We start from the raw sequence: 15,493 nt of genomic DNA on the forward strand, positions 1-15,493 counted from the left end.
GAACCACTCCAAGGTTATTCAATTGAGTCATCACCTGCCTGCTGGCCGTCCTCGTTGGACTGCACCAGACCGCCGCCCGGGCCCATCTTCACATTACGCGCTGGCACCACCGTGGAAATGGCGTGCTTGTAGACCATCTGGCTGACGGTATTGCGCAGCAGCACCACGAACTGGTCGAACGATTCGATCGTGCCCTGCAACTTGATGCCATTCACCAGATACACCGAGACCGGCACGCGCTCGCGCCGAAGTGCATTCAGAAACGGGTCCTGCAGCGATTGCCCCTTGGACATGGCTAACTCCTGATTATTGTTTTTATGGGTGTCGGCAGCTACCACGGCCCCCCAGCCAACCACCGACTTGCCGATGGTACACGGCAGGCGCATGGGACGCTTTCAGGACGGGACGAAGGCGGAGACCGCTGCAGCCATCCGCTGATGTTCTAGATGGGGATCGAACCAGCGCGCATCAAGTTCCCCGCGCAACCAAGTCAGTTGCCGTTTGGCCAGCTGGCGTGTGGCGAATATGGCCTTGTCACGGAAAGCGGCCGCATCCACGTGGCCATCGAGGAACTCCCAGGCCTGGCGGTAGCCCACCGCACGCACGGCGGGCAGATCCAACGGGCTGGGCACGGCGGCCATGGCGGGCAGCGCGCGCAGCGCATGCACCTCATCCAGGAAGCCTTGCGCCAGCATGGCGTCGAAGCGCTGTTCGATGCGCCGGTGCAGCACTGCGCGATCCTGTGGCGCCAGCACCAGCTTCAGCGTCCGCAGCGGCAACCTGCCCTCGCCCGGCTGGCGCTGCCAGTGGCTGATCGGCTGGCCGGTCAGCCGATGCACTTCCAGCGCCCGCTGGATACGCTGCGGGTCCGTTGCGTGGATGCGTGCGGCGGCCTGCGGATCGACCTTCGCCAGGTCAGCATGCAGGGCCGCCCAGCCGCGCTCGGCCGCCTCCGCGCTGAGCTGCGCCCGGGTGGCCTCATCGGCGGGCGGCATGGGCGACAGCCCTTCCAGCAGCGCGCGGAAGTACAACCCGGTGCCACCGGCGAGGATCGGCAGCTTGCCGCGCGCGACGATGTCATCCACGGCGCGGCGGGCGGCGGTGGCGAACTCGGCGGCCGAAAACGCCAGCCACGGGTCACACAGGTCCAGCAGGTGATGCGGCGCCTGCGCGCGTTCGGCGGGATCGGGCTTGGCCGACCCGATATCCAGCCCGCGATACACCAGCGCCGAATCGACGCTGACGATTTCTCCATCCAGCTGCTGGGCCAACGCGATCGCGGTGGCGGTCTTGCCGCTGGCGGTCGGGCCCATCACCGCGATGGCAAGTGGCCGCCGATCGATTGCCATCAGTCTTCGTCCGGCCAACGGATGCTGGGCGCGGCGTCCTTGCGCACGGCAGGCACGGCCTGCACCGCCTGCCACAGCTTCAGGGCATCCACCGTGGCCGCCACATCGTGCACGCGCACGATGCGCGCGCCACGCTGCACAGCGATCACGTGCGCCGCCACCGAGGCGGCGAGCCGGTCCGCGGGTACGTCGCGGCCGGTGATCTCGCCCAGCATGCGCTTGCGCGACAAACCAGCCAGCATCGGCACGCCCAGTTCGATGAAGCGTTCCGAGCGGGCCAACAGCGTGAGGTTGTGCTCCAGCGTCTTGCCAAAGCCGAAACCGAGATCGACGATCAGGTTCATCTTGGCAATGCCCGCCATTTCGGCGGCAAACAGCCGCTGCACGAGGAAACGATGCACCTCCGCGACCACGTCGTCGTACTGTGGGTCGGCCTGCATGCTGCCGGGCTCGCCCTGCATGTGCATCAGCACTACCGGCACGCCGGTATCCGCCACGGCCTCCAGCGCGCCAGGCTGACGCAGCGCATGGATGTCGTTGATCATGCCGGCGCCCGCAGCGACGGCGGCACGCATCACCTCCGGCTTGAAGGTGTCGATGCTGATCGGCACAGCGGTGCGCGCCGCCAGTTGCTCGATGACCGGCAGTACCCGGCGCAGTTCTTCCTCCAGCGACACCGGCGCACTGCCGGGGCGGGTGGATTCCCCGCCGATATCGAGGAGGTCCGCTCCTTCTTCCACCAGTTTCAGGCCATGAGCTACCGCGGCGTCGGCACTGTCGTGAGCGCCGCCGTCGGAGAAAGAATCCGGGGTGACGTTGACGATACCCATCACCTGCGCACGGTCCAGCCGCAGAACACGACCGGCGCAATCAAGCTGGGGGGAGATATCGAACATGGCGGACCCTCGGGCGTAGTGACGGCCGCTGGCCGTGAACAGGAAATTCCACCGATCCGCCGGGCATGCCGCGGCGCGACCAGCAGGGGGAGTCAGCGCTTGCGGCGCTTGCGATCCACGTACAGCGTCTTGCCGATGCTCAGCACGATACCCAGCGCGATACCGACCCCGCAGCCCAGCAGCAGGTTGTCCATGCCCAGCCCGACGGCCACGCCGACGACGGTGGCGATGACCATTTCGGTGGTGTGGGAAATCGGCTCGGGAGGGGGCGTCGACATGAGGCATCCGGGGGTGGAAGGAACGTCGCCCTATTGTCCCGCACCGGCCCGCCCCGTGCACGGAACACATGAACGGAAAAGGCCGGGTTTCCCCGGCCTTTTCCTGCACGATCACGCTTGGCGGATCAGATCTGCTCAGCCGGCCCACTGATCGGCGGCACCGGACGGGCATCACCGCCCTTGTCATTGTTGCCGCCATCCTTGTTGTCGCTGTTGTTCGGCGACTTGGCCCAGCCCATCGGCGGCGGCGGATCGCGGCCTTCCATGATGGCGTCGATCTGCGGCGCGTCGATGGTCTCGTACTGCAGCAGCAGCTGGGTCATCGCGTGCAGCTTGTCGACATTGGCGGTCAACAGCTCGGTGGTACGGGCATACGCCTTGTCCAGGATGCTGCGCACCTCTTCATCGATGCGGCGCGCGGTGTCGTTGGACACGCTCTTGTGCTGGGTGACCGAACGGCCCAGGAACACCTCGTCGTCTTCCTCGCCATAGGCGATCGGACCAAGGGTCTCGGACAGGCCCCACTTGGTGACCATGTTGCGGGCCATCTTGGTGGCACGCTCGATGTCATTGGAGGCACCGGTGGTGACCTTGTCGGCACCGAAGATCAGCTCCTCGGCCACGCGACCACCGTACAGCGAACACAGCTGCGAATTGATCGCCACGCGGTTGATCGAGTACTTGTCGCCTTCCGGCAGGTACATGGTCACACCGAGCGCACGACCGCGCGGAATGATGGTGACCTTGTAGACCGGATCATGCTCGGGCACCAGACGGCCGACGATGGCGTGACCCGCCTCGTGGTACGCGGTGAGCGTCTTCTCTTCTTCGCTCATGGCCATCGAGCGGCGCTCGGCACCCATCAGGATCTTGTCGCGGGCACGGTCGAAGTGGTCCATGCGGACTTCCTTCTCACTGTTGCGCGCGGCAAACAGGGCGGCCTCGTTGCACAGGTTGGCCAGGTCGGCACCGGAGAAGCCAGGCGTACCGCGGGCAATCACCATCGGCACGACATCGTCGGCCAGCGGCAGCTTGCGCATGTGCACCTTGAGGATGTGCTCGCGACCCTTCACGTCGGGCAGGCCAACCACGACCTGACGGTCGAAGCGACCCGGACGCAGCAGCGCCGGATCCAGCACGTCCGGACGGTTGGTCGCGGCAATGACGATCACGCCTTCGCCGCCTTCGAACCCGTCCATCTCGACCAGCAACTGGTTGAGGGTCTGCTCGCGCTCGTCATGACCGCCGCCCAGGCCGGCGCCACGATGGCGACCGACGGCGTCGATTTCGTCGATGAAGATGATGCACGGCGCGTGCTTCTTGGCCTGCTCGAACATGTCGCGCACGCGGCTGGCGCCGACGCCGACGAACATTTCCACGAAGTCCGAGCCGGAGATCGAGAAGAACGGCACCTTGGCTTCGCCGGCGATGGCTTTTGCCAGCAGCGTCTTGCCGGTACCGGGCGGGCCGACCATCAGCACGCCGCGCGGGATCTTGCCGCCCAGCTTGGTGAACTTCGACGGATCGCGCAGGAAGTCGACCAGTTCGCCGACTTCTTCCTTGGCCTCGTCGCAGCCTGCCACGTCGGCGAAGGTGACCTTGACCTGGTCTTCGCCCTGCAGCTTGGCCCGCGACTTGCCGAAGGACATGGCGCCCTTGGCGCCGCCGCCACCGCCCTGCATCTGGCGCATGATGAACAGCCAGAAGCCGATGATCAGGATGACCGGCAGGAAGTTCATCAGGATGGCGCCCAGCGAGATACCGCTGGACGGCTCCTGCTGGACGATTTCCACGTTCTTGGTGCGCAGCACGTTGATCAGGTCGCGATCGAACGGCGCGGTGATGGTGGAGGTCTGGCCGCCACGGGTGGTGTAGGTGATTTCGTTGGTGCCGCCGCGCATGTCGCCGGCGAAGGTCACCTTCTGTACCGTGCCGCTGTCCACCTGGTCCAGGAACTGCGAATACGTGGCACCCGGAGCGCCCGCACCACTGGTCTTGGGCGAGAAGCTCTGGAATACCACCATCAGCACGACGGCGACGACCACCCATAGCAGGAGGTTCTTGGTCAAGTCGTTCATCCTCATTGGCTCCGGTATTCCTCTTGTGCTGGGTGGCGCGTGGGTACTGCTTGCGTGTCGAGCTTACTTGATCGTGGCGCGCTTGCCTTGTCCGAGGGCATAGACCTCGGGGGAGCGCTTGCGTGAGGCGTCCGGCTTGCGGATGGAGACCTTGTCGTACCGCCGGCGCATTTCACGCACGTAGTCGTCAAAGCCTACCCCTTGGAACAGCTTGATCAGGAATGCCCCACCGGTCTTGAGGTGGTTGTCGGCGAAATCCATGGCCAGCTCTGCCAGGTGCATCATCCGCGGCTGATCCACCGCATCCATTCCACTCTTATTGGGGGCCATATCGGAGAGCACAAGGTCCACCGGCTGCTCACCGACCATTGCCTCGAACTGCGATAGGACGGTTTCTTCCCTGAAGTCGCCGTGAAGGAAGTCCACGCCGGCCAGCGGCGGCATCTCCAGAATGTCCAGTGCGAACACCCGACCGGTATCGCCCATCTGCCGGCGGACCTGCTGCGACCAGCCACCGGGCGCCGCGCCGAGGTCCACGACCAGCATGTGCGGCTTCAGCAACCGGTCACGTTCGAGCAGCTCTTCCAGCTTGTAGGCGGCGCGCGAGCGCATGCCCTCGGCCTGCGCCTTCTTCACATAGGGGTCGGAGAAGTGTTCTTTCAGCCAACGCTGGCTGCTCTTGCTGCGGGAAACCATAGTAAATACAGCCGGGTGGGGTCGCCATGATACCCTGAACCCCCCAAGTCACAGCGCTTTCCTGCATGTCCACTGCCCTGACCGCATCCCAGACCCGTTTTCTTCGCGGCCAAGCCCACGACCTCAAAGCCCTGCTCCAGATTGGTGGCAAAGGCGTGACCCCGGCCTTCCTGGCCGAGCTGGAAGAGGTGCTGGAGCGCCACGAACTGATCAAGGTGAAGGTGGGTGCGGAAGATCGCGAAGCCCGCGACGCCATGATCGCCGAGCTGGTGACCACGACCGGCAGCACCCTGGTGCAGCGCATCGGCCACGTTGCCGTGCTGTACCGCCCGAGCAAGGAAAACCGCCAGATCGTGCTTCCGCGCGGTTGATCGGAGCCCCGTCCCCGTATGCAACTCAGTCACGAAGCGCCTGATTACGCCTACACCCTGCGGGGTGCGGATGGTCATTCGGCGCGCATCAACGACCGCGAGCTGGCCAGCAGCTTCATCGTCACCCCCCAGGTGCTGGTGGAGGACTGGCCGGTCGCTTCGGTGGCCGCGCTGACGGTCGCCCATCTGGAGCAGATTCTGGCACTGGAGCCGGTGCTGATCGTGCTGGGCACCGGTGCCCGTCAGGTATTTCCGTCACCGCAGTTGATGGCCACGTGCCTGTCGCGCGGTATCGGCCTGGAAGTGATGAACAACCCGGCCGCCGCGCGCACATTCAACATCCTCGCCGGCGAAGGCCGCAAGGTCGCCGCCGCGTTCATTCTCGAGCGATGAGGGTTGGCCGCTGAGAGCGGCTTTCGGCTACGGGTTCTGTGTTTGGCGAGGGGGAACGCCCCTGTGCGGGACACGCGCAAGTACGTCCATGTAGCTCTTCGCGGCTCCTGCCGCTCAAGGTCCCGCCCAGCGCCCTTCCCCCTCGCCCCGACAGTCCGCCGGTGACCGGGGAAAAAGAAGAAAAAAAAAAGCAAAAGCAAAGCCGATCCAACGATCGGCTGCTTTGCTTCGCTTTGCTTTTCTTTATCCCCCCGCCGAGGGGATGTGTCGAAGGCGGGTGCCGGCGGGGCAGATGGGACCGTTGGAGCCCATGGATGGGCGGAAACGAGCCTACATGGATGTACTTGCGGCGGGTCCCATCTGTCCCGCCGGCACCTGCCCGCCGCCAAATCCCACAACCAACACGGCAACCGCTCTCAGCGGCAACACCTCAGCGCGCTGGCAGGTACTGCTGGGGATCGACCGGCTTGCCGTTGTAGCGGATCTCGAAATGCAGCATGTCCCGGTTAGCACCGGTGCGGCCCATCTCGGCGATCTGCTGACCGGCCTTCACGCTCTGTCCTTCGTTGACCAGGCGCTTGCGGTTGTGACCATAGGCCGACAACCACTGCTCGTTGTGCTTGACGATGATCAACTCGCCATAGCCCACCAGGCCGGCACCGGAATACACCACCACGCCATCGGCGGCAGCTTTTACCGCCTGTCCGCTGGTGCCGGCGATGTCCACGCCCTGCTTGGTCGTTTCACCCGCCACGTAGCGGCCCACGACCGCGCCGTCGGCCGGCCAGCGCCAGCTGACATTGCTGCGCACCGGGGCCACCGTGGACACCGGCGTGGTCGTGGTCGTCGTGCCACCCGAAGGCCGCGGCGCCGTGACCACCGTGGTCGGCACCCGACCGCCGCCCGCACCCTGCGGATACAGCCGGATGATCTGCCCCGGATAGATCGTCGAGGGATTGGACAGGCTGTTCCAGGCAATCAGGTCGGAGGGCGTGATGCTGTGGATGCGCGCAAGGGCATAGACCGTATCGCCCTTCTGTACGCGCACGGTCTTGCCCGGCTGCGCCACCGAGGTCTTCGGCGTGGACGAGGCCCCGCCGCTCCCGCCACCGGACGGACGCACCACGGTGGCCGTGCCGCACGCGGTCAGCGCGGACAGCGCCATGGCCAGCGCGCCCAGACGCAACCCCCTGTTCAAACAATCAGCACTCATGCGAACTTCGACCTCCATACAAGCCAGGCCACCATCGCCACTACCAATGCAGTAGCGATCCAGCCCAGCGGTTCAATCCAGCGACGCAACGCCGCTTCAGCGCGCGCTCCACCGATGCGGATGACGGCGGCCAGCACGAAGACGCGCTTGCCGCGACCAATCAGCATGCTCAGCAGATACTGCGGCATCGGAACACCGACGATACCCGACGCCCATGTGAAGACCTTCATCGGGATCGGCATGAAGCCGCCCAGCACCAGGAACGTGAACACCGCCCACGGCGAATCAGCCATCTTCTCCTGCACGATCGCGATACCGCGCTCGATGCCCGGCAGCATGCCCATCGTATCCAGCAACGGCTTGACCGCCTCGTAGGCGAAGTGACCCAGCGCATAGCCCACCACCGCGCCGACCATCGAGCCGGACAGGCTAAGCGTGGCGAACCACCAGCCGCGCTTGGGCTGGGCAACGCACATCGGGGCAAGCATCACTTCCGGCATCACCGGGAAAATGATCGCCTCGATGAAGCTCAGCACCGTCAGGTAGGTCGGTGCCCGCTCATGGTTGGCCCACTTCAACGCCCGCTCGTACAGCGGCCCAAAGATCTTCATGAATGCCCTGCTCCGTGAAATTCAGTCAAGCATGCCAGACAGCAACGGCACGAAGGTGACCGGCGCCAACACGGACTGCGTGATGCTGCCATCCTCCAGCCTGTCCAACTGCACCAGCGACTGCGCGCCCGGCCCGCCGACCGGCGCGACCAAGCGTCCACCGACCGCCAGTTGCTCCACCAGCGCGTCGACCAACGCAGGCGCTGCAGCAGTCACCACGATCGCATCGTACGGGCCATGCTCCGGCCAGCCCACGCGGCCGTCATCGTGCTTGGTACGGATGTTCATCGCCAGCGAACGGAAGCGCTTGCGCGCCTGGCGCAGCAGGTCGCCGATCCGCTCCACGGTAAACACCTCCAGGCCTACGGCACCGAGCACGGCCGCCTGATAGCCCGAACCGGTGCCGACTTCCAGCACATTCTTCGGTGCGACCTGCAGCACCGCCTCGGTCATCCGCGCCACGACCCACGGCTGCGAAATGGTCTGCCCATGGCCGATCGGCAGCGCCGTATCTTCGTAGGCACGCGAGGCCAGCGCTTCGTCGATGAAAAGGTGACGCGGCACGACGCGGATGGCGTTGAGCGTAGCCTCGTCCACGATGCCCGCCTCACGCAGGCGCTCGACGAGTCGGTCACGCACCCGCTGGGAGGTCATGCCGATGCCGACGGCTTCCGGCTGCAGGCGCAGGCGCTGGCTCATGCCGGTCGGCCCAGCGCGGCAGTCAGCCCACCTACCCAGCTGGCAACGTTCTCCAGCGCCTGGTAACGGGTCAGGTCGACCTGGATCGGGGTGATGGAGATGAAGCCGGTACGTACCGCATGGAAGTCGGTGCCGGGACCGGAATCCTGTTCACGACCGGCCGGGCCGATCCAGTACACCGTATTGCCGCGCGGGTCTTTCTGCGCGATGCAGCCTTCGGCGCGATGGCGGTTGCCCAGACGCGTGACCTCGAAGCCTTTCACTTCGTCCCAGGGCAGGTCGGGCACGTTGACGTTGAGAATGGTGTCGGCCGGCAACGGATCGGCCTTCAACTGCGCGACGATCTCCACTGCCGCTCGCGCCGCCGTCTCGAAATGCTTCGGCTCATGGTTGCGGCTCACCAGTGACACCGCGACCGCGGGCAGGCCCAGGTGGCGGCCCTCCATCGCGGCGGACACGGTGCCGGAATAGATCACGTCGTCGCCCAGGTTGGCCACGTTGTTGATGCCGGAAACCACCATGTCCGGCTCGTTGTCCAGCAGGCCGGTCAGTGCCAGGTGCACGCAATCGGTGGGCGTACCGGCAACCGAGACGGTGGAGGGGTCCAGGCGCTTTACGCGGATCGGCAGGTCCAGCGTCAGCGAATTGCTGGCACCGGAGCGATCACGGTCGGGCGCCACCACGGTGACCTCATGGCCCGCTTCGCGCAGGACAGACGCCAGCATGCCGATACCGGGGGCGTCGACGCCGTCATCGTTGCTGACCAGGACCCGCATCTGCGTTTTAACCACTTGATCGTTCAAGACTTCTGCTTCCATCACTGCTGACATGGACATGTCGCGGCGCTCCCCCCGGCGCATGCCGCAACCTCGCAAGTGCGTTCTGTATTGTGCCGCAAGCCGCCCCCATGGCCTACCCTGCCATGGGTCATTGGACAGCGCTCATGGCCGGGGCCGCATGCGGTAATCTGTGAGCATGTCGCATCCGCATGACGAAGATCCTGCCGAACTGTTCCGCTCGGCCATCGGCGAGATCACGCCGCTGCGCAAGGTCAGCGAGCCGGCTCCGGCCGCGCCGAAGCCGCGCCCGCGTGCGCGCATGGCCGAACGCGACGATCAGGAAGCACTGGGGGAGTTCGCCCGCCTGCTGCGGGCAGGGCCGCCACTGGATGCCGGCGACGCGCTGAGCTACCGCCGTGACAACCTGCCCCCGCGCATGTTCCAACGACTGAAGAAGGGCCAGTACTCGGTACAGGACGAGCTGGACCTGCACGGCGCCACGGCCGCCCAGGCCGAAACCCTGCTGCGCCAGTTCCTGCTGGAAGCGCACGCCCACGACCACGGCTGCGTCCGGATCATCCACGGCAAGGGCCTGCAGGCCGACGGCGGCGCCCCGGTGCTGAAGAACCTGGTCGACCGTCACCTGCGGCTGCGCAACGACATCCTCGCCTTCCACTCGGCCCCCTCCGGCCAAGGCGGCACCGGCGCCGTGCTGGTACTGCTGGCGCGGTAGAGCAAAAAAAAGGGGACGGAGGGGATTAAGTAAAAAGGGGACGGAGGGGGTTAAGTCGCATTTGGCCCACGCGTGGGCCAAATGCGACTTAACCCCCTCCGTCCCCTTTTTGAGCGACTTAATCCCCTCCGTCCCCTTTTTTTCAGCTGACGGGGCCGAGTTCCTGCAGGACGGCCGTCGCGTAGCAGCCCGGCGGCAGCGCGAAGCTGAGCTCCAGCACGCCTTCTTCCAGCCACTGGTGCTGCAGCAATGCCGGACGCAGGCGCAGGGCGCGGCGCTCGTGCTTCAGTCCTTCCGCTTCCAGCCCTGCGCGCAGCGCCAGCGACTCCTCGTCGCTGATCGCGGCCAGTTCGAGTTCGCGTGCGGCATCGGTGCTGCGCAGTTCGCCAGCACCCCACAACGGGCCGCTCGGATGGATGTCGAAACGCGCCAGGCGCTCGGCCAGCACGTCGGTCCAGGCTTCCGGACCGAAGACGCTGCGGCTGCCGTCCAGCATCCACACCTCGCCGTCCAGCGGCTGATCCCAGCTGCCCTGCTCCACGCGCGCGGCCAGCACGCGGTTGAACAGCGCCGAGCGGGCAGCCGACAGCAGCAGCGAGCGCTGGTCCTTGCGCATGCGGCGGCCACCGAACATCGCCAGCGCCGCCGGTACGTTGCCACCGTCACGGCCGAACCGCTGCTCACCGAACCAGTTGGGAATGCCGCGCACGGCAATCTGCTGCAGCCGCTCATCGATGGCCTGCGGATCGCCGTCCACCTCGCGCAGTACCAGCTTGAAGCGGTTGCCCGCCAGTGCGCCACGCTGCAACTTGCGGTTGTGCCAGGTCGACGACACGACCTCCACTTCGTCGCTGGCCAGCAACGCCAGGTCGGGGGCCACGCGCTTGGGCAGATGCACGCTGAAACGCTGCGTGGTCACCGCATGGCGGTCCTTCATCCCGGCGAAGCTCACTGCCATCTCCGGCAGTCCCGCCCATTTCGCCAGCAGCGTGGCCACGTGCACGGTATTGGCACCGCGCTTGCGGATCTCCAGCAGCAGGTGTTCGCCCTCGCCGGTCGGCTCGAAGGCAGGCAGTTCGTCTACCTGGAAATCTTCCGGCGTGGTGCGGATGCGGGCGTTGGAAAACAGCGGCGCACCGAAGGCCAGCGGCAACGGAATCATGCCGCCACCAGCAGCACGATGGCCTGGGCGGCAATGCCTTCGCTGCGACCGGTGAACCCCAGCTTCTCCGAGGTGGTTGCCTTGATGCTCACTGCATCCAGCGGCAGTTGCAGCAGTTCGGCGATGCGCTCGCGCATGGCCATCGCGTGCGGCCCGACCTTCGGGCGCTCGCAGATCACGGTGATGTCGGTGTTGCCGACCTGCCAGCCACGCGAGCGCAGCAGCGCATCGCAGTGGATGACGAAATCACTGCTGTCGGCATCCTTCCAGCGCTCGTCGCTGGGTGGGAAATGCTGGCCGATGTCGCCCAGCGCCAAGGCACCCAACATGGCATCACAGAGCGCGTGCAGGATGACGTCGCCGTCGCTGTGTGCGAGCACGCCGGCACTGTGCGGCACGCGCACGCCCCCCAGCATGATGTGGTCGCCCTCGCCGAAGGCATGGACGTCGTAACCCTGGCCGATGCGGACAGGCGGGAAAGGAAGGGTGGTCATGGGTGGTGCCTTTGCAATGCCACGCGCAGCTGGATCAGCCGGCGCGACGGGAGAGTACGAATTCGAAGCGGTCCAGGTCGGACGGCGTAGTGACCTTGAAATTGTCCTCGCTACCTTCCACCAGCAGCGGGCGCTGGCCCTGGCGCTCCATGGCCATGGCATCGTCGGTAACCTCGACCCCGGCAGCGGCGGCCTCTGCCAGCGCGCGGCTGAGCTGGTGACGGCGGAACAGCTGCGGCGTCAACGCGCGCCATAACCGTGCACGCGGCTCGGTGCCATCGATGCCACCGTCATCGCCTGCACGCTTCAGCGTGTCGCGGACCGGTGCGGCCAGGATCGCGCCCACCGGATCGGCCCGCCCTACTTCCAACAACCGGCTGAGGTCGACCAGTGCCAGGTTCGGTCGCGCCGCATCGTGCACCAGCACGAACTCATCGGCACGCACGCTGTCCGGCAGGGCCTGCAGACCGGCCAGCACGGAGTCTGCGCGGGTAGCGCCGCCAACGCAGGTCAACACCGGCTTGCCCGCCCATTCGGTCCAGCCTGGCCAGTCGACATCATCCTGGCTGATGACCACCATCGCGCCGGCCACGGCCGGGTGCACCAGCAAGGCGTCCAGCGTGTGCGCGATCACCCTCTGCCCGCCAGCCTCGAGGTACTGCTTCGGCAGGGCAGCGCCGAAGCGCGCACCCCGACCGGCGGCAGGCACCACCACCCAGATCGCCGCGCTCATGGCACGTCCGCCGGGTGCTCGACTACGGGTACTGCGGCGGGCGCCCGCACCGGGGCCACCGGCGCATCTTCCACCACGCGGTAGAACTTCTCGCCGGGCTTGATCATGCCCAGCTCGCTGCGCGCGCGCTCTTCGATGGCGGCCTGGCCATCCTTGAGGTCCTGCACTTCCGCAGCCAGCGCATCATTGCGCTGCTGCAGACCGTCGTTATCGCGGTTCTGGTGCTCGACCTGGGCCTCCAGGGTCATCACTTCCCCTGAATTGCCCGGGCCGAACCAGAAGCGGTACTGCAACCATGCCAGCAGCAGGGCCAACGCCAACAGCACCCACCGCCAGTTGCGCATGGGATCAGCGCTTCAGCGAAACGAAAGCGTCGCGACCGGCGTAGCGCGCACCGGCACCCAGCGCTTCTTCGATGCGCAGCAGCTGGTTGTACTTGGCCACGCGGTCGCTGCGGCACAGAGAACCCGTCTTGATCTGGGTCGCCGTGGTCGCGACGGCGATGTCGGCGATGGTGGTGTCTTCGGTCTCACCGGAACGGTGCGACACGATGGCGGCATAGCCGGCACGGTCGGCCATGGCGATCGCTTCGAGCGTTTCGCTCAGCGTGCCGATCTGGTTGACCTTGATCAGGATGGCGTTGGCAGTGCCCGAATCGATGCCTTCCTTGAAGATGCGCGGATTGGTCACGAACAGATCGTCACCCACCAGCTGCACGGTCTTGCCGATGCGGTCGGTGAGCAGCTTCCAGCCTGCCCAATCGTTCTCGGCCAGACCGTCTTCGATGGTGATGATCGGGTACTGCGCGGCCCAGTCGGCCAGGAAGTCGACGAACTGATCCGAGGTCAGGCGCTTGTTCTCGCCCACCAGGTTGTACTTGCCGTTCTCGTAGAACTCGCTGGACGCCACGTCCAGGCCGAGCAGGATGTCTTCACCGGCGGTGTAGCCGGCCTTGCCGATCGCTTCGAGGATGGTGTCGAGCGCTTCGACGTTGCTACGGAAGTCCGGCGCGAAGCCGCCTTCGTCGCCGACTGCCGTGCTCAGGCCATGGCCCTTCAGCACCGACTTCAGCGAATGGAAGATTTCCGTACCGGCACGCAGGCTTTCGGAGAAAGACGTGAAGCCGACCGGCAGCACCATGAACTCCTGGAAGTCCACGTTGTTGTCCGCGTGCGCACCGCCGTTGATGATGTTCATCATCGGCACCGGCAACGACGGGGTGACGCCGGTCTTGCCGGCCAGGTACTGCCACAGCGCCTGCTTGCTGGAAGCAGCGGCGGCATGCGCGGCGGCCATGGAAACACCCAGCAGCGCGTTGGCGCCCAGGCGGCCCTTGTTCTCGGTCCCGTCCAGATCGATCAGGCGGCGGTCGAGGCCTTCCTGGTCGGCGGCATCGAAACCGGTCAGCGCGCCAGCGATCGCGCCGTTGATGTTCTCCACGGCCTTGCGCACGCCCTTGCCCAGGTAACGGGTCTTGTCGCCGTCACGCAGCTCCACCGCTTCCTTGGTGCCGGTCGAGGCGCCGGAGGGCACGGCGGCGCGACCGAACGAACCGTCCTCCAGGATGACGTCGGCTTCCAGCGTGGGGTTGCCACGGCTGTCGAGGATTTCACGGGCGTGGATGCTGCGGATCGTACTCATGGGCTGGCCGGTTACCTGTTTGTAGAGGGATGCGACAAAAACGAATGCCGCGTGATTATCCCCGCACACCGGTCAGATGCCAAATCGGCGCGCAGGGCAGCGGTGACACCGCCCCGCGCAGCGTTCAGGACAGCAGCGCAGGCAACGCCAGGCAGGCCATCAGCAGCGCCAGCAACGCAAGCGCTGCGACACCGCCTGCTGGCCGTTGCGGCAAGCGCAGCGAAAGCACGCTGGCGATCAGGCAACCGATCACCACCAACCCGCCAAACGCCACGGTGATGAACAGGGGAACGCGGGTGGCGCGCATGGCATGGTCGCCGTCGCCGGGCATGCCGACGCTGGCCGCCACCAGGAACGCCAGCGCGAACAGGCAGATCCAGGCCGCAATGGACAGCGTCAACGCCGTCCAGCCCCAGGGCCACTGGCGCCAGTGCCGCCGCTGGCGGCGCGCATCCAGCGCCGCCCACGGGTCCTGACTCATGCGAAGCGCGAGAACCCGTGCTTCTTGGTCACGGCATCGAGCTCCATCAGGGTTTCAAGCAGTTCTTCCATGCGGTCCAGCGGCCAGGCGTTCGGGCCGTCAGACAATGCCTTGGACGGGTCCGGGTGGGTCTCGGCGAACAGACCCGACACGCCCACGGCGACCGCGGCACGCGACAGCACCGGCACGAACTCGCGCTGGCCACCCGAGCTGTTGCCCTGCCCGCCCGGCAGCTGCACCGAATGGGTGGCATCGAACACCACCGGGCAGCCGGTATCGCGCATCACCGACAGCGAGCGCATGTCGCTGACCAGATTGTTGTAACCAAAGCTGGCGCCGCGCTCACAGACCATGATCTGCTCGTTGCCGGTCGCCTTGGCCTTCTCCACCACCGGCTTCATGTCCCACGGGGACAGGAACTGACCCTTCTTGATGTTCACCGGCTTGCCAGCGGCGCAGACCTTGGTGATGAAGTCGGTCTGCCGGACCAGGAAGGCTGGGGTCTGCAGCACATCGACCACCGAGGCCACTTCGTCCATCGGGGTGTATTCGTGCACGTCGGTCAGCACCGGCACGCCGATCTGCTTCTTCACCTCGGCCAGCACCTTCAGGCCTTCTTCCAGGCCCGGGCCACGGAAGGACGTGCCGGAGGTACGGTTGGCCTTGTCGAAGCTCGACTTGAAGATGAAGTTGACGCCCATCCGCCCGGTGATTTCCTTCAGACGCCCGGCAACGTCGAGCTGCAGCTGCATCGACTCGATCACGCAGGGGCCGGCGATCAGGAACAGGGGCTGGTCCAGCCCGACCTCGAATCCACACAGTTTCATGGCATTTCCTTGGTAATTGCGCGGTGCCGACAGGGCCGGCAGGCAGCAGGGTTTTCAGT

The 15,493-nt window shown here is 65.9% G+C and carries 20 protein-coding genes; 3 read left to right on the forward strand and 17 right to left on the reverse strand.

Features of this window, described 5'->3' with window-relative positions; all coding sequences use genetic code 11:
* Positions 1–14: 14 nt before the first annotated feature.
* The 6 genes from hfq to rlmE all read right to left on the reverse strand — a co-directional run bounded on the left by hfq (position 15) and on the right by rlmE (position 5,297).
* Complete coding sequence (gene hfq, locus IFT58_RS02560; protein ID WP_188327310.1) at positions 15–293, reverse strand: RNA chaperone Hfq; 279 nt, start codon at positions 291–293, stop codon at positions 15–17.
* A 102-nt stretch (positions 294–395) separates the two neighbouring features.
* Entirely contained in the window at positions 396–1,349 is a 954-nt protein-coding gene (miaA, locus tag IFT58_RS02565) for a tRNA (adenosine(37)-N6)-dimethylallyltransferase MiaA (protein WP_192093816.1), read from the reverse strand.
* Positions 1,349–2,245 (reverse strand): dihydropteroate synthase, encoded by an 897-nt coding sequence (gene folP, locus IFT58_RS02570; RefSeq protein ID WP_192093817.1) that lies wholly within the window; start codon positions 2,243–2,245, stop codon positions 1,349–1,351. The genes miaA and folP overlap by 1 nt, the downstream gene beginning before the upstream one ends.
* Positions 2,246–2,337: 92 nt before the next feature.
* Entirely contained in the window at positions 2,338–2,523 is a 186-nt protein-coding gene (locus tag IFT58_RS02575) for a hypothetical protein (RefSeq protein ID WP_188324413.1), read from the reverse strand.
* Positions 2,524–2,648: 125 nt separating this feature from the next.
* The gene (gene ftsH / locus IFT58_RS02580) at positions 2,649–4,601 is read right to left on the reverse strand and encodes an ATP-dependent zinc metalloprotease FtsH (RefSeq protein ID WP_188324414.1); all 1,953 of its coding nucleotides are present in this window, start codon (positions 4,599–4,601) and stop codon (positions 2,649–2,651) included.
* 63 nt (positions 4,602–4,664) lie between these two features.
* Entirely contained in the window at positions 4,665–5,297 is a 633-nt protein-coding gene (rlmE, locus tag IFT58_RS02585; protein WP_188324415.1) for a 23S rRNA (uridine(2552)-2'-O)-methyltransferase RlmE, read from the reverse strand.
* A 65-nt stretch (positions 5,298–5,362) separates the two neighbouring features.
* Here rlmE and yhbY point away from each other — a divergent pair, with 65 nt between their 5' ends.
* Both yhbY and IFT58_RS02595 read left to right on the forward strand, forming a co-directional pair.
* Entirely contained in the window at positions 5,363–5,668 is a 306-nt protein-coding gene (yhbY, locus tag IFT58_RS02590) for a ribosome assembly RNA-binding protein YhbY (RefSeq protein WP_188324416.1), read from the forward strand.
* Between the two features lie 18 nt (positions 5,669–5,686).
* A complete protein-coding gene (locus IFT58_RS02595) occupies positions 5,687–6,061 on the forward strand; it encodes an Mth938-like domain-containing protein (protein WP_188324417.1) in 375 nt (124 codons plus the stop codon).
* A gap of 430 nt (positions 6,062–6,491) precedes the next feature.
* On the opposite strand, the gene IFT58_RS02600 is transcribed toward IFT58_RS02595, so the two are convergent.
* Genes IFT58_RS02600 through surE form a run of 4 tightly spaced genes read right to left on the reverse strand, consistent with a single transcriptional unit; the run spans position 6,492 to position 9,360 of the window.
* On the reverse strand, positions 6,492–7,274 hold the full coding sequence (locus IFT58_RS02600; RefSeq protein ID WP_188324418.1) for a peptidoglycan DD-metalloendopeptidase family protein: 783 nt from the start codon (positions 7,272–7,274) through the stop codon (positions 6,492–6,494).
* Positions 7,271–7,885, reverse strand: coding sequence for a YqaA family protein (locus IFT58_RS02605; RefSeq protein WP_192080526.1), 615 nt, complete (start codon positions 7,883–7,885; stop codon positions 7,271–7,273). The genes IFT58_RS02600 and IFT58_RS02605 overlap by 4 nt, the downstream gene beginning before the upstream one ends.
* A 21-nt stretch (positions 7,886–7,906) precedes the next feature.
* A complete protein-coding gene (locus tag IFT58_RS02610) occupies positions 7,907–8,584 on the reverse strand; it encodes a protein-L-isoaspartate(D-aspartate) O-methyltransferase (protein WP_188324420.1) in 678 nt (225 codons plus the stop codon).
* The gene (gene surE / locus IFT58_RS02615; RefSeq protein ID WP_192080738.1) at positions 8,581–9,360 is read right to left on the reverse strand and encodes a 5'/3'-nucleotidase SurE; all 780 of its coding nucleotides are present in this window, start codon (positions 9,358–9,360) and stop codon (positions 8,581–8,583) included. The genes IFT58_RS02610 and surE overlap by 4 nt, the downstream gene beginning before the upstream one ends.
* Positions 9,361–9,559: 199 nt before the next feature.
* Between surE and IFT58_RS02620 the strand changes: the two genes are divergently transcribed.
* Positions 9,560–10,096 (forward strand): Smr/MutS family protein, encoded by a 537-nt coding sequence (locus IFT58_RS02620; protein ID WP_192093818.1) that lies wholly within the window; start codon positions 9,560–9,562, stop codon positions 10,094–10,096.
* A gap of 142 nt (positions 10,097–10,238) precedes the next feature.
* On the opposite strand, the gene truD is transcribed toward IFT58_RS02620, so the two are convergent.
* The 7 genes from truD to kdsA all read right to left on the reverse strand — a co-directional run bounded on the left by truD (position 10,239) and on the right by kdsA (position 15,434).
* Positions 10,239–11,258: a tRNA pseudouridine(13) synthase TruD gene (gene truD / locus IFT58_RS02625; protein WP_192093819.1), complete on the reverse strand. Its 1,020-nt coding sequence runs from the start codon at positions 11,256–11,258 to the stop codon at positions 10,239–10,241.
* Entirely contained in the window at positions 11,255–11,752 is a 498-nt protein-coding gene (gene ispF, locus IFT58_RS02630) for a 2-C-methyl-D-erythritol 2,4-cyclodiphosphate synthase (RefSeq protein WP_192093820.1), read from the reverse strand. The genes truD and ispF overlap by 4 nt, the downstream gene beginning before the upstream one ends.
* Before the next feature lie 34 nt (positions 11,753–11,786).
* The gene (gene ispD / locus IFT58_RS02635; protein ID WP_188324424.1) at positions 11,787–12,485 is read right to left on the reverse strand and encodes a 2-C-methyl-D-erythritol 4-phosphate cytidylyltransferase; all 699 of its coding nucleotides are present in this window, start codon (positions 12,483–12,485) and stop codon (positions 11,787–11,789) included.
* A complete protein-coding gene (ftsB, locus tag IFT58_RS02640) occupies positions 12,482–12,829 on the reverse strand; it encodes a cell division protein FtsB (RefSeq protein ID WP_188324425.1) in 348 nt (115 codons plus the stop codon). The genes ispD and ftsB overlap by 4 nt, the downstream gene beginning before the upstream one ends.
* A 4-nt stretch (positions 12,830–12,833) precedes the next feature.
* Positions 12,834–14,126, reverse strand: a complete 1,293-nt coding sequence (gene eno / locus IFT58_RS02645; RefSeq protein WP_192080518.1) for a phosphopyruvate hydratase — start codon at positions 14,124–14,126, stop codon at positions 12,834–12,836.
* A 124-nt stretch (positions 14,127–14,250) separates the two neighbouring features.
* A complete protein-coding gene (locus tag IFT58_RS02650) occupies positions 14,251–14,607 on the reverse strand; it encodes a hypothetical protein (protein ID WP_192080516.1) in 357 nt (118 codons plus the stop codon).
* Positions 14,604–15,434: a 3-deoxy-8-phosphooctulonate synthase gene (kdsA, locus tag IFT58_RS02655; RefSeq protein ID WP_188324428.1), complete on the reverse strand. Its 831-nt coding sequence runs from the start codon at positions 15,432–15,434 to the stop codon at positions 14,604–14,606. Before kdsA ends, IFT58_RS02650 begins: the two co-directional genes overlap by 4 nt.
* Between the last annotated feature and the right edge of the window lie 59 nt (positions 15,435–15,493).

The organism is Stenotrophomonas sp. CFBP 13718 (assembly GCF_014842145.1).
Taxonomy (GTDB): Bacteria; Pseudomonadota; Gammaproteobacteria; order Xanthomonadales; family Xanthomonadaceae; genus Stenotrophomonas.